Source organism: Nostoc commune NIES-4072 (assembly GCF_003113895.1).
GTDB lineage: Bacteria > Cyanobacteriota > Cyanobacteriia > Cyanobacteriales > Nostocaceae > Nostoc > Nostoc commune.
Genome location: NZ_BDUD01000010.1, coordinates 1 through 24,122, shown reverse-complemented (window position 1 = coordinate 24,122; position 24,122 = coordinate 1). Strand labels below are relative to the sequence as shown.

Sequence of the window (24,122 nt, the reverse complement as noted above, 5' to 3'; positions counted from 1 at the left end):
CGTCTACTCCGATTTAGGAGAAAAGCAAAAAGCACTCTTATTTTACAACCAAGCTCTACCCCTTTGGCGTGCTGTGGGCGATCGCGCTGGTGAAGCCACTACACTCAATAATATCGGTCTAGTCTACTCCGCTTTAGGAGAAAAGCAAAAAGCACTCGAATTTTGCAACCAAGCTCTACCCCTTTGGCGTGCTGTGGGCGATCGCGCTGGTGAAGCCACTACACTCAATAGTATCGGTGTAGTCTACGACGATTTAGGAGAAAAGCAAAAAACACTCGAATTTTACAACCAAGCTCTACCCCTTTGGCGTGCTGTGGGCGACAAGGCAAGTGTTGCCACTACACTCAATAATATCGGTCTAGTCTACGACGATTTAGGAGAAAAGCAAAAAGCACTCGAATTTTACAACCAAGCTCTACCCCTTTGGCGTGCTGTGGGCGATCGCGCTGGTGAAGCCACTACACTCAATAATATCGGTCTAGTCTACGACGATTTAGGAGAAAGACCATCATCAATCCCTGAATAATTATTGGTCATTTTAGATTGGGCATAGTACAAGGGTACTATGCTTTTTGTTTTAAGCGATCGCTTTTAGATTGAAAGCCTAGCATTTCCAAATTTAGCTAGTCTGCTGCTAATACCAATTTTATATGAAGCTGCATAGAAAAGAGCCTCTAAAATAAAGTCATAGGAGGAGATAGACATTACCTGCTCAAATGTTAATTGCTCGAACAATTGTTGTATGCGAGTGCGTAAGTCTTGCAAGCCAGAAAAAAGCTCATTTTTAAGAGATTTTTTGAGAAACTGCCAAAGCCTTTCAATTGGATTAAGTTCAGGGGAATGAGGCGGCTTTGTTGCAGGGGAATAATATTTTCAGGCCAATTAATTGCACTACTAGTATGGGCCGGAGCTTGGTCTATTTGTAAAATTGCATAATCTTCACCTAATTGCTGAGATAACCCGTTATTTGACGAGATTCAAAGGCTGGTTTTACGGTCGGTTGGTTCAGTTCTGACTTGAATGCTTCCAGTTCGGCGGGGTCAAAGTTGGCAGTCGGGCGAGTTTTCCCTTTCTCGTACTTAACGCTGATTCGCCCCTGTTGTACGTAACGCTCAAGCGCCCGGACACTCACGCCAAGAAAGTCTGCTGCTTCCTGTTTGTTCATCGGATTCCCGCCAAATCTCGCCGTCATCCTAGCATACAGTGTGGCGGCATTTGACGATATTGGTCAGGGTGGGTGAGGGCGATCGCTCTATTTTGGTGCTGTTTGCTTCCTCCCTGCCCCTTCTGCCTCAATGTCGTCAAACTACTATTTACCGACTTGGAGAGCGAGTCACATTCAATCGCAAACTAACTTGTTAAATAAAGACACAGAAATAATCGTTGTATTTAGCAAAGTTTGCGCCTGATTAAAATCCGAATCACCCGTAATCAAAAAATCTACTTCGGCTGCTACTGCACAAGCTAAAAACTTTGCATCTTTTGTGTCTCTTGGAAAATCAATTGACACATTGACATCAATTAGCGTCGCAAATGTATCAATAATTTCAAACCATGAGTTTCTCACTTCATCTGTCAGTTTAAACTTTGGGCGACTTAATACCTCCTTATATTCCGCTACAATTTCCAATGAAACAATCCATTCCCAGTCGGGATTATCAAAAATAAACTGAATAACTGCTCTTGGTACTCTACCCTTAAGGACAGCAGAAACTAAAACATTCGTGTCAATAACAACTTTCATTCTCCGCGTCGGTAAGCTTCAATCTCTGCTGCTATTTCGGCTTCGGTAATATCTTGTACTCCTGGTAGCGACTGTGTTTGCTCAAATAAATCTCTCAGTTTTTTACTAATAGATGCTCTGGGGTTCTCCTCAGCTAAGATAATTATTTCTACTCGCTGTCCTGCTTGAAAAGGTAAATCAGATAATATTACTTGCTTTGGATCTGTAATGGTGATGTATTTTTTGTAAGCGTTCATAATTCCTTACTGACTTAAAAAACTAAAGTGGAGATGGCATTTTCTTTCTGCTGCTCAGTCACACCCAAATATCGCTCCAGGGCTGCAAGTGAGCGATGACCACTGATAGATTGAATGTGGCGCAGGGGTACTCCTGAATCACTCATCCACGTTAACGCCGTCCGCCGAAAGCTGTGAGAAGACATCCCGCGCTCATCCAAATCTACCCGCCGCAGTGCCTCACGTAATATTCGGTCAGCACTGGCCTTATGGATATGCCCCAGCCCGTGACGACCGGGGAACAAATGCGGATTTCTGCCAGATAGCTCATTACTATACTCTGACAAAAATTCTTTCAGTTTAGGATGCACCTGAATTTCTCTGGTATCCTGCCCCCCCTTGGTGTTGTAGGCTCTGATAATCAGCTTGGGTCTAATGCCCCTGGTGCCGATGACATCCCCCTTCTGCAAAGTGCAGCTTTCATTGATTCGGGCAGCCGCGTAGAGGCACACGCCAAACAAAGCGCGATCGCGCGGCTTAACAAAACCTTCGCTAAATAGTAAGGTTATCTCTTGAGGGGTTAGGATTTCGGCTTTGCCGAAGCGATTGATCTTCATAGGGAATATCTTACGCTCACTAACATTACTTTGTTCGCCTAACACTCCTTTACCTTAATCTGCCGTGAGCGCCAAATTAGGCTGACTCTCGTATTGCGAATGCTTATGTATTCATCAGGGACAGACAACCTCTACAACCCGCATGATCCCGTTGGCTGATAAAACCTGCTTATGATTGCAGCACGTTAACCATCATCAGGTATGATCCGCTAAAGGCTTGGTAGTCAATCTATTCCCCTACCAAAAATCAAGAAAGCCGCCCTTGGTCAAAAAAATTAATGGGGATGTGTTGATAGCAGGCAGTGAGCGCCACGGTTTAACTCACGCTGCAAATCATCCTCGTCAAAAGCAAAGACATCCACTTGTTCACGGGCTAGGACGGCTAGAAAGTCTCGGCGGTTTAACCCAGCAACGTTGGCTGCTTTCTCCATTGAGATTTCCTGCTTCTGATACCAGTAAATAGCAGCAGCGAGGCGCATATCACGCACAAACTCTTCTGGACTCAGGCGACGGGCGCTAAACACGGATTCTGGCAGGTTAATCGTGACATTAGACATGATTTATGTCCTAAATTGCTGCATTAATAATATCAACCATTTCTTTTTAAAAGCGATCGCTGCCCCGGTGCGCTTGTTGTGCTACCTGCAACCCGGATTGAGATAACACCCGCTCTATATCTGGGTTTAGGCGAGAGTAACTTACTGTAGTAAGCTGCTTTAGTTTACTAATAATCTACAAGTATATTAAAGCAAGCAACTTATTTAAATAATTACCTGACTGTAGCTCAAATTATTTGCTGCTGTAATTTACTTAATTGATAATAGCTCTTAGCTGCTTGCCTTATTCAATCTAGTTCAGATACCCCTTGCTGTTTAGAAATTTAGAGTCAGATACTTTTAAATTTTAGTAACTTACTTTAATTTTCTTAACCTAATGCAGCAAGCTGCGAACGCGCATTAGTAAATTACTATTAAAACAGCAGTGTATTACTTTAATTTGTTTTAAATTTAACGTAACTGACTTTAAATTACCAATATAGAACAAGCAGTATATGGCTACTAAAGACTGGTTAGACAATCACGCTAAAGTTACGGCATACCTTGACTTCAGCCTCTACGCTAGTTTAGAGAAGTGGATGAAAACACACAAAATCAAGAAAGCCTCTCAAGCTCTCACAATTATACTTGAGCATTATTTAGAGGGCAATATTCCGATTGAAGTGATGCCAGAGAACCTTGAACAAGAGGTAAAGCAGCTTAAGGTTAAAACCACCGAAATTGATAGTCTAGAGGCAACCGTAGCCGAGCAACAAAGGGAATTCAATGATGAGATTAACTCGCTTAGGACAGAAATTGATGGGCTACGGCAAGCCCTAATAAACGCGGGATTATCATCTCTCAGAGAGAGGGTTGAGGACATACCCAGAGGCAAAATCAAATTCTCATATTCTGATCATGATGCTAAACAGGGGCTAACCAAGACTGACCTGTGTGAGCGGATAAACATCAACGGCAGTCAAATCAATCAATGGGCAACGATGCTTAATCTTGACCCTGATGAGTACCTGTTTGAGTTGACTGGGTGGAAGAAACCCCTGAACGCTCGGCGGTACTTCCCGGTGTTGGAGAACGAGCAAAAGCAATAGTCTAAGTGAGTTTTGCCAAACTTCAAGAAAGCTTATCAAAAAAACAGTGTAGACTCGGAAGCCAGAACCGCTCTGAGTAAGACAAGATGTTGTATATGTATAAATTGCTGCCTAAAAAGCCAGACTATGGGCGATACGCTCACGCACCCTCAGCTTGCCTGAAATGGGGCGGCAGTCGGCAGATATCATGGCGATTGATGCTTTTATTAATGAAATAAACAATGCAGCTTGCTGTTAATTATTAAAATCAAATTCTAAAAAATGTTGACTTAGTTACGCACTGGGTAATTATTCCAGTTTGTTCCCACTAGAAAAAATGATATAATTATTGTTTAAAATCTAGATATAAATGCTCTGGAATAAATCTTTTAACAATTATTTCTTTCATATTGCCACTAATATCAGCCATTGGAGAAACAGGCTGATTAGCAACTTTCGCTAGTAAATTCAAGAGATAAATGTATATTTGAGCTATTTCTTGAATCATATCAAATGACACTGTAGAAGAGGAAGATTCAAGCAGACAGACTTGGAAATCATCAGGATATCCACATTCTTCTACAAGGTATTTACCTGAAGGTTCATTTATCTTTCTAATATATCCATAATTATGCTTAATTACATTATTAAGCGACCTGACTATTTTAGCTTCTTTATGAAACGCTGAAGTGATGTTATTATCTTTCCAAATATTATAGCTAAAGTTTAGTTCTTCTTTAATACCTACAATTATATCTTCAATTGTTTTAGATAATCCAATAATAGTAAGTTCTGTCAAAAATGATTGATATCCAGTAAGTGCGCCTCCTGTCCTCTTCATTCTATCTTTATTTTCGCCACGACTTAATGATGAATCAAACCAGTCTTGATTCTGGTAAAGCTCAGAAAGTTTGGTTTTACTAGCTAAGTAAGTTACCACTAAAGCACCTATTTTGTTATTTACTTCTGTGACTAAGCACCAATATGCAACAGAAGTTTCTATATTGTTCATGTTCAGCAGCTACGTCAAAGATGATTTGGATAAACCTAGATTAGCATTTTTCAAATGGATAGAAAGTATATAATCTTACTTACATGATACAACTGATGATTATCATTTTTTCGGAAATTCAAATCCTCTCAAGTCATACAGGATTATTGAAGCGCATAAATTTACGCATCAAAATAAATCGGCTTGCCGTTGAAATGGTTGTAAATATCCTCTGGGTTAAACCAGCTTGGCAGTGTACGCTCTGCCTCTTTTAATTCCTCGCCGTTGTCATCAAGTAAGCCACGAACAATCTTGATTCTGGACAGTGGGGTTTTACCGTTAGCTGAGAATTTTTGAATAAGGATTGTACCCGCCTCTCTCATTGCTTGTGTGCCTTCTGGATAGCTGGAATTTGTGTCATTGTGAGTAATACCAGTCACATAAACTTTTGCTTTCCTGGTATCTGTCAGATGCAGTTTGTAAAACTTTTCTGCGGGTTCACCAATCAAAGATTTCAGGTTGGTGTACTCATCAATCAGCACTTGTTCAGGCGTTATTTGAGCAGATTGCTCTAGGTCATTTTTACCTTTAATTCTTAATAGCCAATGTTCACAGAGAGCATCAAGCGCAGTGCCTATCTCTAACTCTGACTCGGCAATATTTTGAGTATCAAGATATCGCCAAGATGAAGAGTTGTCCCCTGTCGCGTGGCGGTCAATTAAGTAGTAGATGGGAATCCCTAAGCAATGCTTTCTCACAAGAGCTATAGCCGCGCTCGTATAAGTTTTACCTGACCCCTGACGACCGATTAACCACAGTGGGGTTAAGTTGTCGATAATCTTCCACAACCAGCCATCCTCATGATTCTTGAGTGCTTCTATGAGTTCAGTTGCTCGTTGCTGGTCAACAGATTGCTGATTGTCACTGTCTGCGATCGCGCCCTTGGTTTTACCCTCAATTTTACTGCGTTCTTGTTCAGCTTTCGCCCTGTCTCGAAGGTTCTCAGCAATAGTTTTATCCATCACAGAATGATTAACAGCACGGGCTTTCATAAAGTCTTCAAGCTGAATTCGAGCCTTAGCACGTTCGTTTTCCTCATCGGTTAGACCCAATTCTTTACGAGAATGAACGTCTAGGTCAGTTAATCCATCTTTTAAGCGTTCAGTATAAAGCTGGGTTGAATGCTGCTTAATTTCGCGTCTGTATCTGTTTTCCTGCCAAATTGCATAGTCGCCAGTCTTTTCGAGTTCCCCCAATTCATAATCCGTGCGCTTGAGGCGTTGCGAACGCACGAGCAAACAACCTACGACACCCCATAGCCCAATAACTGCAACCCCATATCCTAGCAACTGATTAGGGTTGTCTGTGGGCAAATCACGCACCCATTGAATAGCATCGCCCTTGTAGGGAATGATGCTGCCATACAATCCGTAGCGTTGCCATTCTTCAGTAAGGACAAAACGCGGCTGGTTGCAAAAACGCTTATCCAAAGCTATTTGACTGTGTACGCCGTTTGCTGACCTTGGGCAGAACTGAATCTGTGTCAGGTCGTAAGGCTGACGTGTTTGCGATGTTGCCAGCCCAATGATTGCGGCTATGCCACATACACCAGCCAGCGCTAACTCGAAAACACCCTGTTTCATCCCCGCCCCTTAAAAATAATTGCAATGGAACCAATGAATAAAGCCAACGCGACTGCAATACTTAGCCAAGGGTCTGATTGTGGATTCTGTTTTTCAATAGTTTGGATGTCTTGGCTAATCTGGGACACTGTTTCTTTAGTTAAATTCTCAAAATATTGATAGTCTTTGACTGCAAGCCAAGTTGTAATACCTGCAAACACCAAGCCCCCAGCAGTTTTTAAAACATTTTGCATATTATCTACCTCTAATCCGTCACTGTTGTAATTAACTCTCAAGCCCGTTAGCCCAGCCAAAGAGCCAACGCTGCATATAGAAAATGAGAGCGAAATTGCCAACCAGAGATTAACGCCGCCGCCAGTTATTAAGAGATATTTAGCTATAAAGAATCCCGTAGAATTTAGCGACCAACCGACAAAGAACCTAGTCAATTTTTCAGTTGTATTAATAACATCTTTCCGGTGCTGCTTGCGCGACTCTAAATGTTCTATTAAGTCTTTTGGTAACGGCGTATCTGGGGCGATTTCGCTTACTACTTCTTCTTGACTATCATCAATGTCGTATGTCATATCTGTATCAGAGTATTTCTCGAACCCGTCAGCGCTCGGCTAAAGTTACTGACGGGTTTAGTTATTAGAAACCTATTAGAGCATCCTTGATTTTTTGTACAATTGAGCGTCCCGCATATTGTTTTTTCGGCTTGAAATCATCACGAGCGTTATCACCCCTAACTAAGTAATACTTGCCCAGTTCTCTATCATGTTGCAGGTCAATTGTTTGTTGTCTAATGTCTGTCTGCAATTCTGTCTGCAACATCTTATATTCACCGTCAACTTGCATCATGTGTTTATCCACCCATGCTTTCAGCAATAGATGGTCTGTTGATTGTTGATGGCGCAGCGCTTCTTTCTCCTTGGATGAAGCAAAATCAAGCTTCATCTCTTCTAGGATGTTAGCTAGATGAGTGTCAGCTAAAATCGCTGACTGCACTGCTCTTTCAATCTTCTCACCGCTAACACCAGCTTGTTTGTAGATATCGCCCAGGACTACGTTTAAGTCCTCAGTCCCTTTGATAGCAGCTAACATTTGCTCTCTAACCTGCGGGGCGAATTCACTAATCTTAGCCCCGTCATTGCCCATTTGCCCTATCAGCTTCAGGGCTGATTTATCACCTGTTAGCGCTCTGACTAGTAAGTTAGTAGATGCGTTAAATTTAGTTTTTAATTGGCGCTCTAGGTGGCGTGATTTGGAAGTTACCTGATTTTTGAGCTTCATTGAACTTTTCACAGCGATATTCCTTCTCTGGGGTAAATATTTGGTTGCAGTGGTACTCCATTCGCTTTACATACTGCTCAATAGTTGACTTTCGTTTGAGATATTGCTGATAGCTTGATTGCTCTAGCATTGGCAGATACAAGCAGTTGTACAAGGGGAAAATCACAGCACCGAGCGCACCCAAACTAACAGCAATTCTTGAGAAGTAGCTCATCCTCACCCAACGAATAAACAAGCAATCAAGCAGCGTCAAGCCATTACTATTGAGCCGCCTTGAGCCTTGCGAGGATTGAGAATTGGGTGCTTTTAATGTTTTGGCGGATGATTCCCATATCCGCTTTCATGTCTCCTGAGAAGTTATTAACCTTTTGGTTCAATCTAGAAGCCCTGTTGGTTACGTGTTCTCGCAAGTCTTGGGCGTTAGTCTCAAATGATTGCTCAATGACATCAAATTTGCAGTCAACGTAGTTCTTGATTGCAGCCGTTACAGTACTGATAAATTGGCTGTAGTCGGTAAAAGTGTCGTCAACGTTAAGAGCGATACTTAATGTTTCTTGTTCAGTTAACTCAAACCCCAGCGCCGATGATTGGGCTGTTACAAAGGAACGCTTATCATCGCTGGTTACAGTGATGCTGTTAATCTCTGGTGAGGCGACCGTAAGCTGACTATTATCAAGTTCAGCGTCAGGTTGTGCATCTTCTACGCCTACAAGAAAGGTTTCTTCAACGGGTTCATCAGTTACAGATAATTGGCTTGTCGATTTGACTTTGAGATAATCAACGGCTTGGCTCAATTGCTCTTTGGTGGGATTGTCAAGGTCATCGCACTCGACAGCGATCGCTGCCGACGTATAATCGTCTTTAGTGAATCCTTGATAACCCTGTTTGTACAAACGAGCGCGGACATTGTTAGTGAACTTGTCAGACATGATGATTGCTCCTTAGAGGGTTAGTGTTAAAACTGAGATCGTTACGGATTTCATCGGTTGCGGTCGTCTGTTGGTTGCCCATTTAGCAGCAACAAACGCAACAAGGGCTAAATCCTTGCTCTGATATGAGTGAAGGGCGTTATAACTTAGATTTGCTTGGCTAAACCAGTAATAACGAGTGCTGCGTGGTACATCGTCAAGATTGATTTTTAGATAGTCTGCTAGCGCTACTAGGAATTGTTGACCTGTGTATTGAACTTCTTCGGCATCATAGAAGTGTTTAAAGGCTTGCCAGCGTTCGCTAAAATCAGAGGTTCTAAAAGAAAAGGCTGGACACTTACGCTTCATGCCTGCATAGGTTTCAACAATGCTTATGGCTTTTTCAGATTCAATGGAGAGCGAGAAATATTGCTTCAAGGATGCGACTGTGCGATACCAAGTGATATCTGAAATGCCTTTTCCCGTGATGCCCTCGTAAGTTTCTTTGAGCAAGCGATACTTAGCTACATATTTTTTTGTTGCCACATTAACTCTGTTTTATTACTTGAGTGTGTATAAAATTGACCGACTATCCGTAAATTCCAGTTATTTGACAGGCTTATTTAGCTAGAAACAGTTATCCTGATACACCAAATTAGCTAGGCACTATCAATAACCTTGGATCTTGGACTTTAGACAAATGTTTTAGCCTTGGTTTTATCGGCTATAACCACGTAATAACAAGCTTTGTCAGTTTTCAAGACATACTGACACTTTCTCGTTTACCCCCGCAAATACGCCCCTTTTGGACTAGTTGACGCGCTTGTACCAAAGCCTTTGGATGTTTTGCGCGGTACTAGATGTTACCAAGGGTTAGAACAAACTCAACTGTATTGAGTTGTTAGTTATCTCTGCTGTGTGCTGTTTATATAAGCTCGGCACTTCGTAGCAGCGTCTTAGCACTTTGTCACGATTGAGCTTTAAGTCGGCAGTCTTAGACTGACGCGGTAAAGGACGGAAATAGTACTGAGTGTGTCTAATACTGTCGCTGCTATAGAGATAGCGATAGAGAGCGCCATCGATACTGTAGGTTTTGGATTTGCTTAGGAGGGTTACGCATCCTACAAGCTGTTTATCGATCATCATTCTTGTCTCCCGCAACACACGCGCCCGTTAAGCTTGCACCCAGGAAGACGGCGATAGAGGCGATCGCGCTTCCTTCAAAAATTTTGGCGTTGTAAATCCATGTGGGCTGATATTCCTCACCTCTGCTTTCCTTAATTCGGTCAAAACCGTGACAAAAGATAGAACCAACTACCATAAAACTAGTTGTTACCAAGCTCACAATTGCTACTTCTGACGCAGCATCGAGTATGAATGAGTTAATCTTTTCACGCCAAGTCTTCACGCGGCGAATGTGCATTACTGGCTTCTGTTCTAGATATGAATGCCACTCTGAATCAGTAAAATTTGTGGACTTGTAATCACAATAATCATGTTCGTCAAGTAGTTCGCCTACTGCTTGAATTGCATCTCCTAGCATCACATCTGGAGAGTATTCCAGTTGTCTGAATTCTTCTGAATCTCGGATTTCTCTGAGCCAGCGATCTACTGCTTCTAACCTTCGTAATTGATTTTGATTAAGCATTGTTTTCTCAAGAGGTAGTTCGTTGATTGCTTCTAAGTTGCGTAAATTTATATGCATGAATCCTCTCTCGTGATGCAGACACGCACAATTACCGCGACCGCAGATATAGAGCGGACGCAATACAGATATTGCTGTGAATAGTTGAATGCTGTCAAAACAGCGCTTGCAACCCTTGCAACCCTTGAAAGGAACTCGCCAAAGGCGTTTTGCGCTTGGGTCTTACTGCGTCTGCCTTAAGTTATTGACGCATCGATAACCTTGACACTAATATAGTAAGTGGATTTAAGTTAAGTGTCAACACCTCGCTTACAATAATTGCAAATAGCTTAGAAGTGGTATTTAATAGCTCCATGAAGCATACTTTTTATGCGTAATGGCTACAAAAAAACCACGATTAACAATTTATTTGGCATCACAGGAATTATTAGACGACCTACAGACAATTGCCGACGAGCAACAACGATCCGTTTCCAATCTTGCTAGCATCGCGCTTGCGGATTGGATAGCTCAATATAAAGAACGAAAAAAGGAGGACAAATAAAAGGAAACCGCCAAGAGCGTTTTGCGCTTGGAACTTGCTTGCAGTACCAAAGTTATTGACGTATCGATAACCTTGACACTAATATACTAGCAGCAGGTACTAACAAGTGCAACTCCCTTCCCAAATTTTCTTATTAAGGTGACAATTGCTGACAAGCGATAGTACTTATATGTACCTGTAGAGATGCCTAGTAAAAAGCCGCGAGTCATGGTTTACCTTGACCCAGATAAGCACGAGTTTCTTAAGGAATGGGCTGAGGATGAGCATAGAACCGTTAACAACCTCATAACAATGCTGCTTGAGCAAGCGATAGACAAGAAAAAGGAGGAAAAGGAGGACAAATAAAAGGAACTCGCCAAGCGCGTTTTGCGCTTGGGTATTACTTGCGTCTGCCTTAAGTTATTGACGTATCGATAACCTTGACACTAATATATTAATATCAACCAACTGATAATGTCAAGTAAAGTTAGCTATCAACCGAATGGTATCTTTCAAATGCTGATAAACTGCAACAGAATTAGCTGTTAATATCAGTTACTTGTTATTGATGCCAGTTAGGAATAAAATCAAGCAGTTTGTTGATGATAGGGGCATTACCCGTTATCAGTTCAGAAAAGATACAGGGCTATCTGCAACCACAGTTTACGCTTTGTATGACAATCCCTGGCAAGTACCACACGTAACCGCGATGAACAAAATTTGTGACACTTATCGCGTTCAACCTAGCGAGTTAATCGAGTGGGTTCCACCAGAAGAAGTCAGCGATCGCGTACAAAAAACAAAATAAGGAGGGAATCTGACCGAGGGAAATCAGGCAAACGACGGTATAGAGCGTGTTGAGGGCAAGTTTGACCCACTAGCTGAGACTAGATATTGGCTGCCTGCTGCTTCAGAGCAACACTGCAAAAGGATAGGCAGAAAAAGGGGAATACGATTAGTTAAAGTTGTTGATACCAAGATAGAACCTTTACCAATTATTTGTATTTTTGAGGGACACCCAGATGAGTGAAACAACTACTCAGATACCAGTAAGCGAATTAATCCCAATGCTGACCGCGATCGCGGAGCGTAACTGGGAACGTTTTAAAGAAGTTGAAAAACAATTCGTTACACAACACGGCGTAGAAGCATGGGAAGATTTTTTCGCCCAGCGACTAAAGCCAGCTTTAGACAAAGAATCTGACAGATGGCTGTTAGTTCAGTGGTGTAGCAAGGGTTTCATAGTTTTGGATGTAGCTTGATGATGGGAATTCCCATACACCCATTAGGGAAACTCTTTCAAAAATGACGAAACCCGCTCGACCGGGAAGTTAAGCGGGTTCCATCATTTGAAAAATTCTCACGGGGGTAACTCCGAAACGAATTGTCTGTGGTAGGACTTTTCGGAACCGCGATCGCTGACTCTATGTTAACCAGTTGTGCGGTCGTGTTGCAATAAGGAGTTACCCGGATTTTGAAAAATTCGGAGTAAAAAAAGTGAAAACAATACAGACAACTGCAATCCTGACCGCTAATAGACTTACAGACAGACATTATAAAGAGTGCGTAACAAACCGGGGCTTGTGTCCAGAGTGGATAGCTGTTAACTGTCGCTCAATGGAAATCAAAGAAGCGACCCAGCGCTTAGGATACACAGCGCTTTCTGCTGGCATCTGGCTATCCGGAAGCAACGGTTTTGGGCAGTACCGCCCTAACAAGCCCTGGAAAAGCCCAGACGAGAAGAAAGCGCCCAAATATCGGACAGCAACTAGGGAAGAATATGACGCAATGCTACCCCGTCATCCTCATAATCCAGGCTACTGGAAGGATTTAGAGGCACTCAAAGCACTTTGCTATCACATAAACGGTCATCCCTGCTTACTTCTCTCTGAGGGGCTATTTAAGGCGATCGCCGGCTGTTCTAACGGATTCCCCACAGTAGCCCTCGCTGGTGTTGAGCAAGGGCTAACATCCGCTTCTAACGACCCGCAGGGGAAACGTTTCTTAGTTGATACCCTAGAATTTTTAGCCCGTAATGGCTTTGGATGGATTATTGCATTTGATGCAGACGAATGCGCCAAGGCTAACAAAAATGTGATTGCAGCACAGAGAAAACTGGCTTGTCAATTAGCTAAGTTTAAAGTGCCTGTGTACATTGCCACGGGCTTATGGAGTGCAGCAGAGGGGAAAGGGATGGACGATTACATTCAGTCCAACGGCGGCGACGCTTTCAGAGACAAGGTGTTACGATTAGCTGTTAACTTTGAAACTTGGGAACGTCAGTTCAAAGAAGACGATTCTGATAACAAAACCTTGTCAGAGTCGGTTTTTGCTGCACAAATCGCCGAAGATTACCGCGCAAGACTGGCTTGGCACGTAGCAAACAAAGCTTGGTACTGGTATGAAGCAGAAAATAAACGCGGGGTCTGGGGTGAAATTCCCGTCGAAGAGGCGATGTCAATTGTTTTAACAGAGTTAGAAACGCGGACACGCCATTTTTCCAGCAAGTTTGTCAACGGCGTTTTGACTTTACTCAAGGCCAAGCTCAGGGTTAATCACTGGGAAGTCCGCAAAGGCTTTATTTGTCTTCAGGATTGTGTGCTTGATGTTAATACCCTCAAAGAGTATCCACATGAGCCGGGATACAGAATGCTTAGTCAGCTACCTTTTAAATGGGCTGACCGCAGTGTAGGTTGTGAAACAGTTAAAGAATGGTTGCTCGAAGCTTGCGAAGGTAAAGCTGACTGGGTGCAAGTAATTCGCGCTGGCATCAATGCCACCGTCACCGAACGCGGCGGAGAGTTACAACGATTCATGGAACTAGTGGGCGCTGGCGGCACTGGCAAAGGTACTCTATTACGGCTGGTACAAGCGCTACTTGGCAGGGAAAACTACGCAATTACAGAACTGAAGCAGTTGGAGCAAAACCGCTTTGAAACTGCGGCTCTCTACGGCAAGAAAGCTGTGTTTATCACTGACTCTGAGCGCTACACAGGTGATGTTAGCACTCTCAAGAAATTGACCGGCGATGATGAGCTGCGACACGAGAAAAAAGGAATCCAGCAAACAGGCAGCTTTAGATTTAGTGGGGTGGTCTGGATTGCCGCTAACGAAATCATTCAAAGCAGTGATTACACTAACGCGCTGGCCCGCCGTCGTCTGTCAATGCCTTTTGAGCGGGTGGTTCCTCAAAATGAGCGCCGCCCTTTAGAAAAGGAATTTCAACCATACTTGCCTGGGGTATTGCAATGGGTTTTAGAGATGCCAGCAAAAGATGTCGCCGCTTATGTGGGTGACACTAACAAACTAGTACCTTCACTCGCCTCATTTAGCACAGAGGTATTGTTAAGCACTAATCCTCTGGCGGATTGGGCTAATGACTGTCTTTACTATGACCTAAACGCACAAACGCAAATCGGTGATAACGGTCAAAGTGCTGAATTGTTCCTCTATCCTAACTACTGCGAATGGGCGCAGCGTAATTCTCACGGCATCATGACCAAGCAACGATTCTCAGCAATTTTGCTCAATCTGCTGAAATCTCAACTCAATATTAATGCCGCAAAAGTCAGAAACAAGAAAGGACGTTTTATCACTAAAATTGCTATTCGGCAGCCAGGACATGACTTTCCGCTCTTAGTGTCAGAAAAAGATGCTGACCTAAATGCTGACCTTAGTAAAAGTAGTGCTAACCCAGTGCTGACTGAAATGCTAACCGAAAGTGTTGATAGTGCTGATTTTCAGGGCGGTGCTGACCTTTTGGCTCATAGTAACGCAGTTGACACCACCAACCAACACTACTTGATGAACACTACTAGCAGTCAAAATCAGGAGGATAAGCCAGCACAGTCAGCACATCCAGCACCAGCAAGAGTTTCAGCCAGCACCCATGCCAGCACCACACAAAAAGAAGTCAGCACCACACAACGAATTATTGAGGCTTGGGAGGACAAGTCAGCCTTGGGCGAAATCGTTCTAAGCCTTGATAGTGCTGAATTACAGCAAATAACCAAAGGTTTCAGCCCTGAACGACTCCAATATATTAAGGATGCAGCTAATACCGTGTGGCGACTCGGCGCGGACTCTCAAGCTGACTACAACGGCGAACTAGTCTACATCTGGGAGTGCGGGCAATCAAATGATGTCCGCATCGGTACTAAACAAAAGCCAGGGGCGAGGGTTAGACGCGCTCATCTGCGCCCTTGGTTGGACATTTGATGAGAAAACAGATCCAGTATTTAGTATTAAATATTGGACACGAGTTAGATCGTTCCCATACTTTAGGGCTGGCTATTGACGGTAAAAAGGGCGTTGTCAGGAGCGTTAAAACTGAGCATTATAAAGGTAAAATTTTTACTTGATTTGTCGTTTGACTCGATGGCACTAGCCTTAAACCACATCTATTACAAGTGTCATCTAACAAGAATAGGCTTATCGGACGTGCAGTGAGGATTAGAGATGGGTAAAGCACAACGACGTAAAAAAGTTGCCAGGAGTGGTAACGCTATTACTGAAGAAACAATCAAGATGGCAGGAGCAGTACAACCCAAAGATGAGGCTTTACCGCCTGCCATAGTTTGGGGTGTGCAGCTTGAAAATATCCACGATTACACAGAATTGTTTATCCGCAGTGTGCATTTCATCAACAGGGGTTTTAATCCAGCTAAGTACCTGTTTACCACAGAGCAGTTTGATAGAGTTTTGCAATCTTTGATTGACCAGAAAAATTTAGTTTTTCGGGATGGAGGATACTACCTCCATCCAGATATTCAACAGATGGTAGACGAAGAATCTGGGAAAACGTTCAGCCCAAAACTGAGTTAAATCTACTAAGTGCTAAAAACAATGAACAGCAGTACTAGAATAAGCGTCGGTGCTAAAACAACTTAAAAAGTTGAAGTTAGGGCTAAAATTCGGAATTTTAGCCGCTATAGTTCACTTATTTTTGGCGGTTCTTGTCAGTACCAAGATATCGTTCAACTCTCTGTAACTTGGTATTAGTAAAACCAGTGCGCTGCCAGATAGCTTGTAGATAATTATTGAAATCATCCGATATTTTTACCGGAATAAATTGATTGAGTAGAAAGAAAATTGACAAACTAAATAATGCAGTAAATAACCCCATCGTCCCATATTTCCCTATGGGTTCAGAGCGATAAACCTCTTTCTCTATGGTGATGGGTTTGGGGGGAGGGCTGTTCTTTAACTCCTGAATAACCGTAGTCAAGTTCTTCGTGTGAATCAACAGGTCGTTCCAGTTCGACTTTAACTGTGAGATTTCGCTTTTCAGCCCTTTGAACTCTAAGCTCTCTAATGTCGCTGAGGACTTGGGCATATTCTTTAACTGCGTCAGTAAGGGAGTTAATTCTTGTCTCAAATTCTCGTTGTTCTGCTCGTACTCGTGAGAGGAGAGATTCTGATTCTTCAATTCCCCCGTCAGCATCTCGATTGTCACCATCGCTTTGCTTAGGAGTTGATTCTGAATTAAATTCGTTTGCGCCCATGCTTGTAACTCCGCCCTATCCCTTTCGCGTTCAGTTTTCTGTGATTGCTTAAAACTTTCAAATTCTTTATATAATCTGCCTAGTGCTATCTTGACCTCACCCAATTCACTACCCTCTACTAAATTGGCAGTTTCCGAGTGAGGATTGCTGTGATTGCCGTTGCCATTATTGTTGTTGCTCATTAGTTTTCTTCTGACCCCGACGAGAAGTAGACGCAGTGGTTTTTGCTGGTTTTGAAGTCGTAGTGTTCTCTAAAGCATCTGGTATAACTGATGGTTGTTGCAACCCCAAATAAACCTCAGCCTTTTCAAGCTCTGGTTTAGCCTGATCCAAAAATCCACTCACTAGCAGGTAATCTCCAAAGGGAAATCCGTTCTCTTCTGTAGCAGCCGAGTAAGGTAGACCTTTCTCTGTCAACGTGTCAAAGGTCGAGTAGTCTAGCTCTGGCATTTCTATTTCTATACCTTTTAGTTCGGCTATAGCTGCCGACGTTTTGCTATTCTCCCAACGCTGAAAACCTGAACCTTTATCCCAGCAGAGATTTTTCACAATCACATAATCAGCTTGAGCGCCGCAGAACTCAGCCATAGTTTTTAAGCTGGTTATCACCGAGTACCCCAGGTTAAGCACAGTCACCAGCGTTACCCTATAACCCAAATCACCTGCAATTTTGAATAGCCCAAACTTACTGATAATCTCCCTGGTTTTATTGCTTGATGCCCCCGGCATATCTACTATTACTGAGTCTGGCGATTCGGCTTTAATTTCCGTAAAGAAGCGTTTCGCCTCTGCTACTTCCAGAAAGTTCAACAGCCTTACCCCTGAGCCAAAATTTTGATAATACTCGTACAGTTCGGGATTCTCTGTATCTGCATCATAAGCTAGATAATTAATTCCTTTATTGTGCATTACATCCAGTAGCAAGCGAGTAAAGGCAGTCTTACCTGTACCACCCTTACCCCCCAGTATCATCACGATACGTTTCATATTTCGCTCCTATCAGTGATATTAAATTGGGCAGAAGTCTTAGGTGTTGTTTTATTTCGTCTACTAGTTTTAGTTGATGATGAGCCGGATGGTTCACTACTATCAATTGGTGAACTATCCGGTTCTACTGGTAAAACTGAGTCATTATTTGAGGTTGATGAATCTGTTAATTCTGGCGAGGAGTCAGAATTAACTGATTCATCAACCGCTTTATCTGATGATTCATTACTCGAACTATTCTCCGTTATTGTTGAAGCTTTTTTATGAAAAATCTTCAGACCACTGGCCGCTAGTTCTACCCCATGACCTTTAAACACATCAGAAACATCGTCATAAGAGTAGCCAGCATCCAACATATCTTGAATAGGTTTAGCCAAACTGAGGACTAAATCTGACACGCTGATAGTTTTAGGAGTCGCCGCAAAGTGTTTAAGACTGGTTTGAATATCTTCTATTTTTGATAAAGGGACAGCTTTCGGTTTGCGCGACATATTCAGCACTAGTAATAAATTATTCCATTGTAAAAAAATCGTGCCCAAAAAAAGTTTAAGTTTCTTGTCGTGATGTGACAAATATCAACAGAAAATGATTTGTATCCTCGTGAGGTAGACTAGTCTAAAAAAGCAGTTACCCATGAATCAACATCCTTCGTATCACTAGTATGGCCAGCATTGCCCAATAGACCAAGCCTTCGGTTACACCGAAGTTATTGCACAGAGTCACTCGTGGTTCGCCAAAGTCTCATACTCCTCCAGTCTCCGGTTGTGTCTCCTGGTTCTGGTTTACCCTAGCCTGTCGTGGGGGCAAACGGCAAGCAATACGCCGTAACGCACTTCGTGCTACTTTACCCTCCGGGTAAAGCGGCGTGGTTGCTTGTTGGGGGTGTCCCCCAAACCCCCGAAAAACCGTTCTTATCAAGGCGTTAATAAGTCAAGAGAGTTCCGGGTTATTCGCCTACCTGCTCGGCGCAAAGCGCCGTAGCAGCTACAGCGAATAACCCGGTGAAAAAGAAAAAATCAAATAATCAAACTCCTAACTAGTTATGCAAGCCGATCCTCGTACCAATCTCAGTAATCAACTAGCTGACACATTAACCAATCGGTCAGTATCACCAGATGAAAAGCGAGAACTAACCATCACATTTAGGGCTAGCTATGCCGAGAAAGCTAGACTAGAGCAGCGTTGCAGTGGAGTGGTGCAAAGTGACTATATCAGAGCAAGATTATTTGATTACCCTCTACCACATCCTAAATTAGTCATTCCCGAAGTTAACCGACAGGCTATATACGAGCTAAAGAAGATTGGGAACAACCTGAATCAGCAAACTAGGGCTATCAACGAAGCTGTGAAAATTGATAGCCAACCGTTGACTAACGAGGTCAAATCATATCTGAAAACTCTTGAAGAACTGACAACACTTTTAGAGCATACTCGCCAATCACTCACTCAACCTACGGTAGAGGGACAGCGCAATGATTACCAAAGTCAAGGCTAACAAATCATTTCGTGGCACTACGAAATATGTGCTTGAGAAAGAGAAAGCCAAAATCATTGGCGGGAATATGTACGGGAGAAGTACCAATGAACTGGTAGAGCAGTTTACCCTATCAGCCCACCTTAACCCCCAGCTAAAAGACCCATGCTATCACTTAATGCTTAGTGTACCGAAAAATGATAGAACGCTAAATGATGACGAATTAGCTAATCTATCCCAACGTCACTTGGCATCGGTCATTGTACTATCGCGGCTTCAGGGTGATGAAGCTCAAGTTAAACAGCCTGAGAAAAGGATAGCTGACACCAAACTAAAAGAGCTAGTTGATGACTTTATAGAAACTGAACTACCAGCTTATGACTTCTTCATAGCGCGGCACTCTGATAAAGAACACGACCACACCCACATTGTTGCATCTAGAGTTAATAACCTAGATGGTAAATCTATTCGTACCTGGAACAATTACGCCCATTCGGAACACTCCGCCCGACTGCTAGAGCGAGAATTTCAGCTAACCCCAGTCCAAAGTAGTTGGGAGAGTAAGCAAAAGGCTATGACTCGGAATCAACTGGAACGAGTCGGGAGTTTGGGACTTCCAGGCGAAGAAATAATGCGACGGGCGATTGAGCAAGTGGCAGCAGATAAACCCACAATGCCCCAGCTAATTGAGCAGTTATGGAGAGAGCATCAAGTCAAAGCTATCGTTAGTTATTACGGTCACGGTGGGGTAAGAGGTATCAAGTTTGGTATTGATATTGGCTCAGTTAATGAAGATGGTAGCCCTCGTTTGCTCTGGAAACAGGGAGGGAATCTCAATAAATATAAGTATTCATTTACAAAGCTTCAGACAGAATTGGGGATAAATTATGACTCCTTACGGGACGATAGCGAGATTAAACGCTTAAATAATTTCTTAGAATTTGTAGATAATAACCAAGTTAATCAACAAATAATATCAACCACATTACCTAAAGAAGCTCAAGCTATAGCCGAAACTAAACACCAGATAGACCCAGCTAAATCAGATGCAGAACAACGAGCAAGTTCAGAACTCATAAATACAATCTCTAACTTTATTGAACAGTCAGCAGTTGATAATGCCTTGGTTGAAACGTTACCACAATTAGCAGAACAACTCTCTCAATATAACCAGCAGTTATCAGCAGGTAGAACCGCATTCGACGAGCTATCATCGGCGATTACTCAAGAGTTACAATCCCATACAGAGAAGAAAGCTATCTTATCAATCTCTGATTATATTGAGCAATCAACTGTCGAGTCAGCCTTAACTGAAGCAGTATTAGAATTAACGCAACAACTTTCTCAATACAAAGAGGAACTCGTTACAGCTAAAACTACATTCAATGACCTGGATGCAGTGCTTGCAACTGAGTTACAATCCTATACAGAGAAGAGAGCTATTTCATCAATTTCTGATTACATTGAGCAATCAACTGTTGAATCAGCATTAACTGAAGCAGTATTAGAATTAACGCAACAACTTTCTCAATACAAAGAGGAACTTGTTACAGCTAAAGCTACATTTAATGACCTGGATGCAGTGCTTGCGACTGAGTTAAAATCATATCTAGAGAAGAAAGCTATCTTATCAATTTCTGATTATATTGAGCAATCAACTGTCGAGTCAGCCTTAACTGAAGCAGTATTAGAATTAACGCAACGACTTTCTCAATACAAAGAGCAGCTATCAGCAGGTAGAACCACATTTGACGACCTCGAATTGGTGATTAATACTGAGTTACAATCCCATATAGAGAAGAAAGCTATCTTATCAATTTCTGATTACGTTGAGCAATCGACTGTTGAATCTGCCTTAACTGAAACAGTATTAGAATTAACACAACAACTTTCTCAAAATCAGCAGCAGCTATCAGCCGGAAGAACCATATTCGACGACCTGGAAGCAGCGATTGTTTATTTGGAGCAACTCCATAGATCGCAAAAAACAGTAGACGCAATTGCTCTTAATCAAACTCCAACTATAACCACAGATAAACCAAAGCTAAAAGAAGAACTTTCAGCCGAGTTATATGAGTATTACAGCGCCGACTTGCAAAACTTATTAGTGACTGACCGAGATAAAAAAGTTGCTATACGGGCGCTCAAAGATGATAAAGCAGCTCTTGATGTTGAAGAAATTCTCCAAGCCAGTCCAGCCGGATGGACACAAGATGAAGCTAGAGAATTGGTACTTATCGCTAGCAATCAACTGGCAACTCAAAAGTCAGAACCAGAACAGTCACTCACAAAAAAGCAGCGTATTGAGTCGGAATTCTTAGCTATGGCTGTGCCTATTGCTGTTAAATTAATCAACTGGCAGCTAAGAGAAAGTGGCTCAAATAGCCTTAGATTTAAACGTGCCACTCTGGAGAAGCAGGATAAAGAGTTGGTATTTACCCATGATGAACGAGGTGAAATTTTTCGAGTGGCAGTCAACCGAAACCAGTCAGGTGAGCTTGAGTATTCACCTATTTATATTGGGTCAGTAGAAAGAGAAGATATTCAGCTTTGGCAAAAAGCAGAACGTGTATTGCAACAAATAATATCAGAGGCTCTTCGACAAGAAAGAAGACAGACTAAAGGTATCTCTCTCTAACCGATGGCGCAACTTGAAATCACTGCCAATTAAACATACTAGAATGAGTTATTATCATCAACTTCAAATACAGGGGTATGAGTAGCATTCGCGCAGAAAACGGGGTTAAGAGATATTACATGAGTAAGACAAGCATTTTTAGAAGCGGAAACCCTTATTTTCTCGTTAAGTAGTGACTCGATGATCGCTAAAAGTCAATGACCTTCGTTGTCGGGAAAATCCTTACCTAATAAGGCTTTCAAGCTTAACCCGGTTTTCTGTTCTGATGATACTCATACCCCTTCTCTAACAAGAAGCAAACAAGGCTTAGATGATTTATCAAAAAGCGACAGTTAGAAAGCTTATACAGTAATACTTTCAGCCTATCTTGCCCCTGGTGTCAGCTACGCTATATTTACCCCTGACAGCACTCACTAGTTCCGCGCCGAGTGGGTGCATGAGTAGATGGATGCCTAAGATTAACAGACACTTTTGTTTTTGTCACAATATTTTTATCTAAGAAAATAATTTTCAAAAAGTGTCAAGTCATAGCTAAAGCTTCAGTCAGATCAGTACTTGGAATTTTTTTTTACTTCAATAAAATTCAATTAAAAATATTTATTTTTTGTTTATCAAGGTTTAGTTTATGCCAGTTGATAATCTTGTCTATAACTTAACCTAAAATAAATTACCTAACATTATTGTTCTTATATAGGAATCGTACTTGAATCTTGCTAATTATACTGAGAAACAAACCTTTGTATAGCAAGCTTCTAGCCAATTTGGTTTTTCAGAAATCAAATATGAGTCCTATAGTGTTTCTACTGTTACTGAGTATTTCTCTTTTCATTGCATCGTTCTAGCATGAAAATAACGTGTTTTATCTTTTGTAAGAATGTTATACCTAGTTTAAGGCTGACCTTATGCAACTATTTTTACGGGTAATTGGAAGTACACTTATTGGCGGACTTTGCGGGACGCTTTGCTTTGCACTTCTGATGCACATTACAGCGTGGTTAGGTTTACCTGACTCTATGAAAGGACTCACCATAATAAATACAATTTTTGGGGGAGTTGGTGGCTTTATAATAGGTTGGAGTATTGGGTTAGTCGTAGTGTTGACAAATTCCGGTACAACGAGAGCCATGTTAATAGGGGCGAGTGTTGGGACGGTTGTTGCTGGCATTCGCCTATATATAAGAGGTAAAGAGTTCCAGCCTTTCTTCGTGTTTCCTGAAGACATATTGTTTAGCGTAATGACCATAGTGATTACCGCGGTAATCGGGTCGATTAGCGCATTATTTAACAGTAAACTTTGATATCAAGCCCGGCCTGTGCTGCCCTATGTAGTGTTTGGGGGGACAAATCTGGGCAGTGGTGGCACCCCTGGCAACCTGACTGGAACTCCTGGTGCAGATACCTTCTTTGGCACACCTAGCTGTAGCGAACTGCAAACATAAATCGTTAAAACTGCAAACAAGCCATTTTTGAAACCACATTATGGTTCTTGGCAACTTTTGGTGATCTTGGCTGGGGGAAGGCAGAAGGCAGACGGCAGAGGGCAGAAGGAAGGAGGAAGGAAAAATTCCCACAATTGAAGCTTTGCTTGGATTATAGAACATCTGCATCACAAGAAAGCCGCAAGCGATCGCCCGTCTTGTCACAAATCCCACGCTCGGATAACGGGGTATGAGTAGCATTCGCGCAGAAAACGGGGTTAAGAGATATTACATGAGTAAGACAAGCATTTTTAGAAGCGGAAACCCTTATTTTCTCGTTAAGTAGTGACTCGATGATCGCTAAAAGTCAATGACCTTCGTTGTCGGGAAAATCCTTACCTAATAAGGCTTTTAAGCTTAACCCGGTTTTCTGTTCTGATGATACTCATACCCCTACGCCTACGCTCTTAGCGTTCCCGTAGGGTAGGAATCCCAGCTTTGACCAAATATTTTGATGTTGCTAACACACAATTGAAAACAGCTACCTTTGGGCTATTGTATGAAAAAAATTCTTACCAGTTTTTTGGCTTTGGGTATTTGTCTAACGCCTTTAACAGTAATGCTAATGGCTCAACCTACCTGGGGACAGGCTCAAAATTCGCGATCGCAAGAAGCAGAAAGTCTGCTAGAGCAAGGGAGAAAACTGACACAGCAACAGGAACACCAAAAGGCAATACAAATATTACAGCAAGCTTTAACCATTGCACGAGAACTCAAAGACCAAAAAAATGAAGCAACTGCACTGCTTGGGCTTGGGTTTAACTACGACGCTTTAGGAGAAAAGCAAAAAGCACTCGAATTTTACAACCAAGCTCTGCCCCTTTTGCGTGCTGTGGGCGATCGCACTGGTGTTGCCACT

The 24,122-nt window shown here is 42.3% G+C and carries 28 protein-coding genes and 2 pseudogenes; 12 read left to right on the top strand and 18 right to left on the bottom strand.

Annotated features, from left to right (window positions below; translation table 11 throughout):
* A pseudogene (locus tag CDC33_RS37450) lies at nucleotides 1-517 on the top strand (tetratricopeptide repeat protein); the annotation flags it as partial.
* Between the two features lie 74 nt (nucleotides 518-591).
* On the opposite strand, the pseudogene CDC33_RS41835 reads toward CDC33_RS37450, so the two are convergent.
* The 6 genes and pseudogenes from CDC33_RS41835 to CDC33_RS37420 form a co-directional block, all read right to left on the bottom strand.
* A pseudogene (locus CDC33_RS41835) lies at nucleotides 592-837 on the bottom strand (hypothetical protein); the annotation flags it as partial.
* A gap of 106 nt (nucleotides 838-943) precedes the next feature.
* The gene (locus CDC33_RS37440) at nucleotides 944-1,165 is read right to left on the bottom strand and encodes a helix-turn-helix domain-containing protein (protein WP_244919596.1); all 222 of its coding nucleotides are present in this window, start codon (nucleotides 1,163-1,165) and stop codon (nucleotides 944-946) included.
* 174 nt (nucleotides 1,166-1,339) lie between these two features.
* Nucleotides 1,340-1,744, bottom strand: coding sequence for a putative toxin-antitoxin system toxin component, PIN family (locus CDC33_RS37435; RefSeq protein WP_109013589.1), 405 nt, complete (start codon nucleotides 1,742-1,744; stop codon nucleotides 1,340-1,342).
* Nucleotides 1,741-1,980, bottom strand: a complete 240-nt coding sequence (locus tag CDC33_RS37430; protein WP_109013588.1) for a hypothetical protein — start codon at nucleotides 1,978-1,980, stop codon at nucleotides 1,741-1,743. Before CDC33_RS37430 ends, CDC33_RS37435 begins: the two co-directional genes overlap by 4 nt.
* Nucleotides 1,981-1,994: 14 nt before the next feature.
* On the bottom strand, nucleotides 1,995-2,576 hold the full coding sequence (locus CDC33_RS37425) for a tyrosine-type recombinase/integrase (RefSeq protein ID WP_109013587.1): 582 nt from the start codon (nucleotides 2,574-2,576) through the stop codon (nucleotides 1,995-1,997).
* Between the two features lie 275 nt (nucleotides 2,577-2,851).
* Nucleotides 2,852-3,133, bottom strand: a complete 282-nt coding sequence (locus CDC33_RS37420; RefSeq protein ID WP_109013586.1) for a UPF0175 family protein — start codon at nucleotides 3,131-3,133, stop codon at nucleotides 2,852-2,854.
* Nucleotides 3,134-3,627: 494 nt separating this feature from the next.
* Between CDC33_RS37420 and CDC33_RS37415 the strand changes: the two genes are divergently transcribed.
* Nucleotides 3,628-4,221, top strand: a complete 594-nt coding sequence (locus tag CDC33_RS37415) for a hypothetical protein (RefSeq protein WP_109013585.1) — start codon at nucleotides 3,628-3,630, stop codon at nucleotides 4,219-4,221.
* A gap of 325 nt (nucleotides 4,222-4,546) precedes the next feature.
* On the opposite strand, the gene CDC33_RS37410 is transcribed toward CDC33_RS37415, so the two are convergent.
* The 9 genes from CDC33_RS37410 to CDC33_RS37375 form a co-directional block, all read right to left on the bottom strand.
* Nucleotides 4,547-5,212: a hypothetical protein gene (locus CDC33_RS37410; protein ID WP_109013584.1), complete on the bottom strand. Its 666-nt coding sequence runs from the start codon at nucleotides 5,210-5,212 to the stop codon at nucleotides 4,547-4,549.
* Between the two features lie 161 nt (nucleotides 5,213-5,373).
* Nucleotides 5,374-6,834 carry a hypothetical protein gene (locus CDC33_RS37405; RefSeq protein WP_109013583.1) on the bottom strand — a complete coding sequence of 487 codons (1,461 nt, stop codon included), beginning with the start codon at nucleotides 6,832-6,834 and terminating at the stop codon, nucleotides 5,374-5,376.
* A complete protein-coding gene (locus CDC33_RS37400) occupies nucleotides 6,831-7,400 on the bottom strand; it encodes a hypothetical protein (protein ID WP_109013582.1) in 570 nt (189 codons plus the stop codon). Before CDC33_RS37400 ends, CDC33_RS37405 begins: the two co-directional genes overlap by 4 nt.
* A gap of 64 nt (nucleotides 7,401-7,464) precedes the next feature.
* The gene (locus tag CDC33_RS37395; RefSeq protein WP_109013581.1) at nucleotides 7,465-8,106 is read right to left on the bottom strand and encodes a hypothetical protein; all 642 of its coding nucleotides are present in this window, start codon (nucleotides 8,104-8,106) and stop codon (nucleotides 7,465-7,467) included.
* A complete protein-coding gene (locus CDC33_RS38120) occupies nucleotides 8,045-8,320 on the bottom strand; it encodes a hypothetical protein (RefSeq protein WP_146195951.1) in 276 nt (91 codons plus the stop codon). The genes CDC33_RS37395 and CDC33_RS38120 overlap by 62 nt, the downstream gene beginning before the upstream one ends.
* A gap of 46 nt (nucleotides 8,321-8,366) precedes the next feature.
* Entirely contained in the window at nucleotides 8,367-9,035 is a 669-nt protein-coding gene (locus CDC33_RS37390) for a hypothetical protein (protein WP_109013580.1), read from the bottom strand.
* A gap of 12 nt (nucleotides 9,036-9,047) precedes the next feature.
* Nucleotides 9,048-9,560: a hypothetical protein gene (locus CDC33_RS37385; RefSeq protein WP_109013579.1), complete on the bottom strand. Its 513-nt coding sequence runs from the start codon at nucleotides 9,558-9,560 to the stop codon at nucleotides 9,048-9,050.
* A gap of 327 nt (nucleotides 9,561-9,887) precedes the next feature.
* The gene (locus CDC33_RS37380; protein ID WP_244919595.1) at nucleotides 9,888-10,160 is read right to left on the bottom strand and encodes a hypothetical protein; all 273 of its coding nucleotides are present in this window, start codon (nucleotides 10,158-10,160) and stop codon (nucleotides 9,888-9,890) included.
* Nucleotides 10,147-10,719, bottom strand: coding sequence for a hypothetical protein (locus CDC33_RS37375; protein WP_109013577.1), 573 nt, complete (start codon nucleotides 10,717-10,719; stop codon nucleotides 10,147-10,149). Before CDC33_RS37375 ends, CDC33_RS37380 begins: the two co-directional genes overlap by 14 nt.
* Before the next feature lie 316 nt (nucleotides 10,720-11,035).
* Here CDC33_RS37375 and CDC33_RS37370 point away from each other — a divergent pair, with 316 nt between their 5' ends.
* From CDC33_RS37370 to CDC33_RS37340, 6 genes are all read left to right on the top strand, one after another.
* The gene (locus CDC33_RS37370; RefSeq protein WP_109013576.1) at nucleotides 11,036-11,203 is read left to right on the top strand and encodes a ribbon-helix-helix domain-containing protein; all 168 of its coding nucleotides are present in this window, start codon (nucleotides 11,036-11,038) and stop codon (nucleotides 11,201-11,203) included.
* 183 nt (nucleotides 11,204-11,386) lie between these two features.
* Nucleotides 11,387-11,548, top strand: a complete 162-nt coding sequence (locus CDC33_RS41830; RefSeq protein ID WP_109013575.1) for a type II toxin-antitoxin system antitoxin — start codon at nucleotides 11,387-11,389, stop codon at nucleotides 11,546-11,548.
* Nucleotides 11,549-11,750: 202 nt separating this feature from the next.
* Complete coding sequence (locus CDC33_RS37360; RefSeq protein ID WP_109013574.1) at nucleotides 11,751-11,990, top strand: helix-turn-helix domain-containing protein; 240 nt, start codon at nucleotides 11,751-11,753, stop codon at nucleotides 11,988-11,990.
* Between the two features lie 214 nt (nucleotides 11,991-12,204).
* The gene (locus tag CDC33_RS37350; RefSeq protein ID WP_109013573.1) at nucleotides 12,205-12,444 is read left to right on the top strand and encodes a hypothetical protein; all 240 of its coding nucleotides are present in this window, start codon (nucleotides 12,205-12,207) and stop codon (nucleotides 12,442-12,444) included.
* Nucleotides 12,445-12,679: 235 nt separating this feature from the next.
* Nucleotides 12,680-15,400, top strand: coding sequence for a DUF3854 domain-containing protein (locus tag CDC33_RS37345; RefSeq protein ID WP_146195950.1), 2,721 nt, complete (start codon nucleotides 12,680-12,682; stop codon nucleotides 15,398-15,400).
* A 240-nt stretch (nucleotides 15,401-15,640) separates the two neighbouring features.
* Nucleotides 15,641-16,006 (top strand): hypothetical protein, encoded by a 366-nt coding sequence (locus CDC33_RS37340; RefSeq protein WP_109013571.1) that lies wholly within the window; start codon nucleotides 15,641-15,643, stop codon nucleotides 16,004-16,006.
* 115 nt (nucleotides 16,007-16,121) lie between these two features.
* Here the strand turns inward: CDC33_RS37340 and CDC33_RS37335 are convergent, their stop codons facing one another.
* From CDC33_RS37335 to CDC33_RS37325, 3 genes are read right to left on the bottom strand one after another with little or no spacing between them, the layout of a single operon-like run.
* On the bottom strand, nucleotides 16,122-16,868 hold the full coding sequence (locus CDC33_RS37335; RefSeq protein WP_109013570.1) for a hypothetical protein: 747 nt from the start codon (nucleotides 16,866-16,868) through the stop codon (nucleotides 16,122-16,124).
* Nucleotides 16,852-17,673 (bottom strand): hypothetical protein, encoded by an 822-nt coding sequence (locus tag CDC33_RS37330; protein ID WP_109013569.1) that lies wholly within the window; start codon nucleotides 17,671-17,673, stop codon nucleotides 16,852-16,854. The genes CDC33_RS37335 and CDC33_RS37330 overlap by 17 nt, the downstream gene beginning before the upstream one ends.
* Nucleotides 17,670-18,164, bottom strand: a complete 495-nt coding sequence (locus CDC33_RS37325; protein WP_109013568.1) for a hypothetical protein — start codon at nucleotides 18,162-18,164, stop codon at nucleotides 17,670-17,672. Before CDC33_RS37325 ends, CDC33_RS37330 begins: the two co-directional genes overlap by 4 nt.
* 551 nt (nucleotides 18,165-18,715) lie before the next feature.
* On the opposite strand from CDC33_RS37325, the gene CDC33_RS37320 reads away from it, so the two are divergent.
* From CDC33_RS37320 to CDC33_RS37300, 4 genes are all read left to right on the top strand, one after another.
* A complete protein-coding gene (locus CDC33_RS37320) occupies nucleotides 18,716-19,168 on the top strand; it encodes a plasmid mobilization protein (RefSeq protein WP_109013567.1) in 453 nt (150 codons plus the stop codon).
* The gene (locus CDC33_RS37315) at nucleotides 19,146-21,785 is read left to right on the top strand and encodes a relaxase/mobilization nuclease domain-containing protein (protein ID WP_109013566.1); all 2,640 of its coding nucleotides are present in this window, start codon (nucleotides 19,146-19,148) and stop codon (nucleotides 21,783-21,785) included. Before CDC33_RS37320 ends, CDC33_RS37315 begins: the two co-directional genes overlap by 23 nt.
* A 1,313-nt stretch (nucleotides 21,786-23,098) precedes the next feature.
* Nucleotides 23,099-23,224 carry a hypothetical protein gene (locus CDC33_RS41515; protein WP_280524487.1) on the top strand — a complete coding sequence of 42 codons (126 nt, stop codon included), beginning with the start codon at nucleotides 23,099-23,101 and terminating at the stop codon, nucleotides 23,222-23,224.
* Nucleotides 23,225-23,762: 538 nt separating this feature from the next.
* Nucleotides 23,763-24,122, top strand: a 360-nt coding sequence (locus tag CDC33_RS37300; RefSeq protein ID WP_146195949.1) for a tetratricopeptide repeat protein, incomplete at its 3' end; no start/stop codon positions are given.

Bases quoted from the DNA above. Each gene is read 5' to 3' on its own strand.
- CDC33_RS37440 (WP_244919596.1), bottom strand. From the start codon at position 1,165: ATGAACAAACAGGAAGCAGCAGACTTTCTTGGCGTGAGTGTCCGGGCG.
- CDC33_RS37435 (WP_109013589.1), bottom strand. From the start codon at position 1,744: ATGAAAGTTGTTATTGACACGAATGTTTTAGTTTCTGCTGTCCTTAAG.
- CDC33_RS37430 (WP_109013588.1), bottom strand. From the start codon at position 1,980: ATGAACGCTTACAAAAAATACATCACCATTACAGATCCAAAGCAAGTA.
- CDC33_RS37425 (WP_109013587.1), bottom strand. From the start codon at position 2,576: ATGAAGATCAATCGCTTCGGCAAAGCCGAAATCCTAACCCCTCAAGAG.
- CDC33_RS37420 (WP_109013586.1), bottom strand. From the start codon at position 3,133: ATGTCTAATGTCACGATTAACCTGCCAGAATCCGTGTTTAGCGCCCGT.
- CDC33_RS37415 (WP_109013585.1), top strand. From the start codon at position 3,628: ATGGCTACTAAAGACTGGTTAGACAATCACGCTAAAGTTACGGCATAC.
- CDC33_RS37410 (WP_109013584.1), bottom strand. From the start codon at position 5,212: ATGAACAATATAGAAACTTCTGTTGCATATTGGTGCTTAGTCACAGAA.
- CDC33_RS37405 (WP_109013583.1), bottom strand. From the start codon at position 6,834: ATGAAACAGGGTGTTTTCGAGTTAGCGCTGGCTGGTGTATGTGGCATA.
- CDC33_RS37400 (WP_109013582.1), bottom strand. From the start codon at position 7,400: ATGACATACGACATTGATGATAGTCAAGAAGAAGTAGTAAGCGAAATC.
- CDC33_RS37395 (WP_109013581.1), bottom strand. From the start codon at position 8,106: ATGAAGCTCAAAAATCAGGTAACTTCCAAATCACGCCACCTAGAGCGC.
- CDC33_RS38120 (WP_146195951.1), bottom strand. From the start codon at position 8,320: ATGAGCTACTTCTCAAGAATTGCTGTTAGTTTGGGTGCGCTCGGTGCT.
- CDC33_RS37390 (WP_109013580.1), bottom strand. From the start codon at position 9,035: ATGTCTGACAAGTTCACTAACAATGTCCGCGCTCGTTTGTACAAACAG.
- CDC33_RS37380 (WP_244919595.1), bottom strand. From the start codon at position 10,160: ATGATGATCGATAAACAGCTTGTAGGATGCGTAACCCTCCTAAGCAAA.
- CDC33_RS37375 (WP_109013577.1), bottom strand. From the start codon at position 10,719: ATGCATATAAATTTACGCAACTTAGAAGCAATCAACGAACTACCTCTT.
- CDC33_RS37370 (WP_109013576.1), top strand. From the start codon at position 11,036: ATGGCTACAAAAAAACCACGATTAACAATTTATTTGGCATCACAGGAA.
- CDC33_RS41830 (WP_109013575.1), top strand. From the start codon at position 11,387: ATGCCTAGTAAAAAGCCGCGAGTCATGGTTTACCTTGACCCAGATAAG.
- CDC33_RS37360 (WP_109013574.1), top strand. From the start codon at position 11,751: ATGCCAGTTAGGAATAAAATCAAGCAGTTTGTTGATGATAGGGGCATT.
- CDC33_RS37350 (WP_109013573.1), top strand. From the start codon at position 12,205: ATGAGTGAAACAACTACTCAGATACCAGTAAGCGAATTAATCCCAATG.
- CDC33_RS37340 (WP_109013571.1), top strand. From the start codon at position 15,641: ATGGGTAAAGCACAACGACGTAAAAAAGTTGCCAGGAGTGGTAACGCT.
- CDC33_RS37335 (WP_109013570.1), bottom strand. From the start codon at position 16,868: ATGAGCAACAACAATAATGGCAACGGCAATCACAGCAATCCTCACTCG.
- CDC33_RS37330 (WP_109013569.1), bottom strand. From the start codon at position 17,673: ATGAAACGTATCGTGATGATACTGGGGGGTAAGGGTGGTACAGGTAAG.
- CDC33_RS37325 (WP_109013568.1), bottom strand. From the start codon at position 18,164: ATGTCGCGCAAACCGAAAGCTGTCCCTTTATCAAAAATAGAAGATATT.
- CDC33_RS37320 (WP_109013567.1), top strand. From the start codon at position 18,716: ATGCAAGCCGATCCTCGTACCAATCTCAGTAATCAACTAGCTGACACA.
- CDC33_RS37315 (WP_109013566.1), top strand. From the start codon at position 19,146: ATGATTACCAAAGTCAAGGCTAACAAATCATTTCGTGGCACTACGAAA.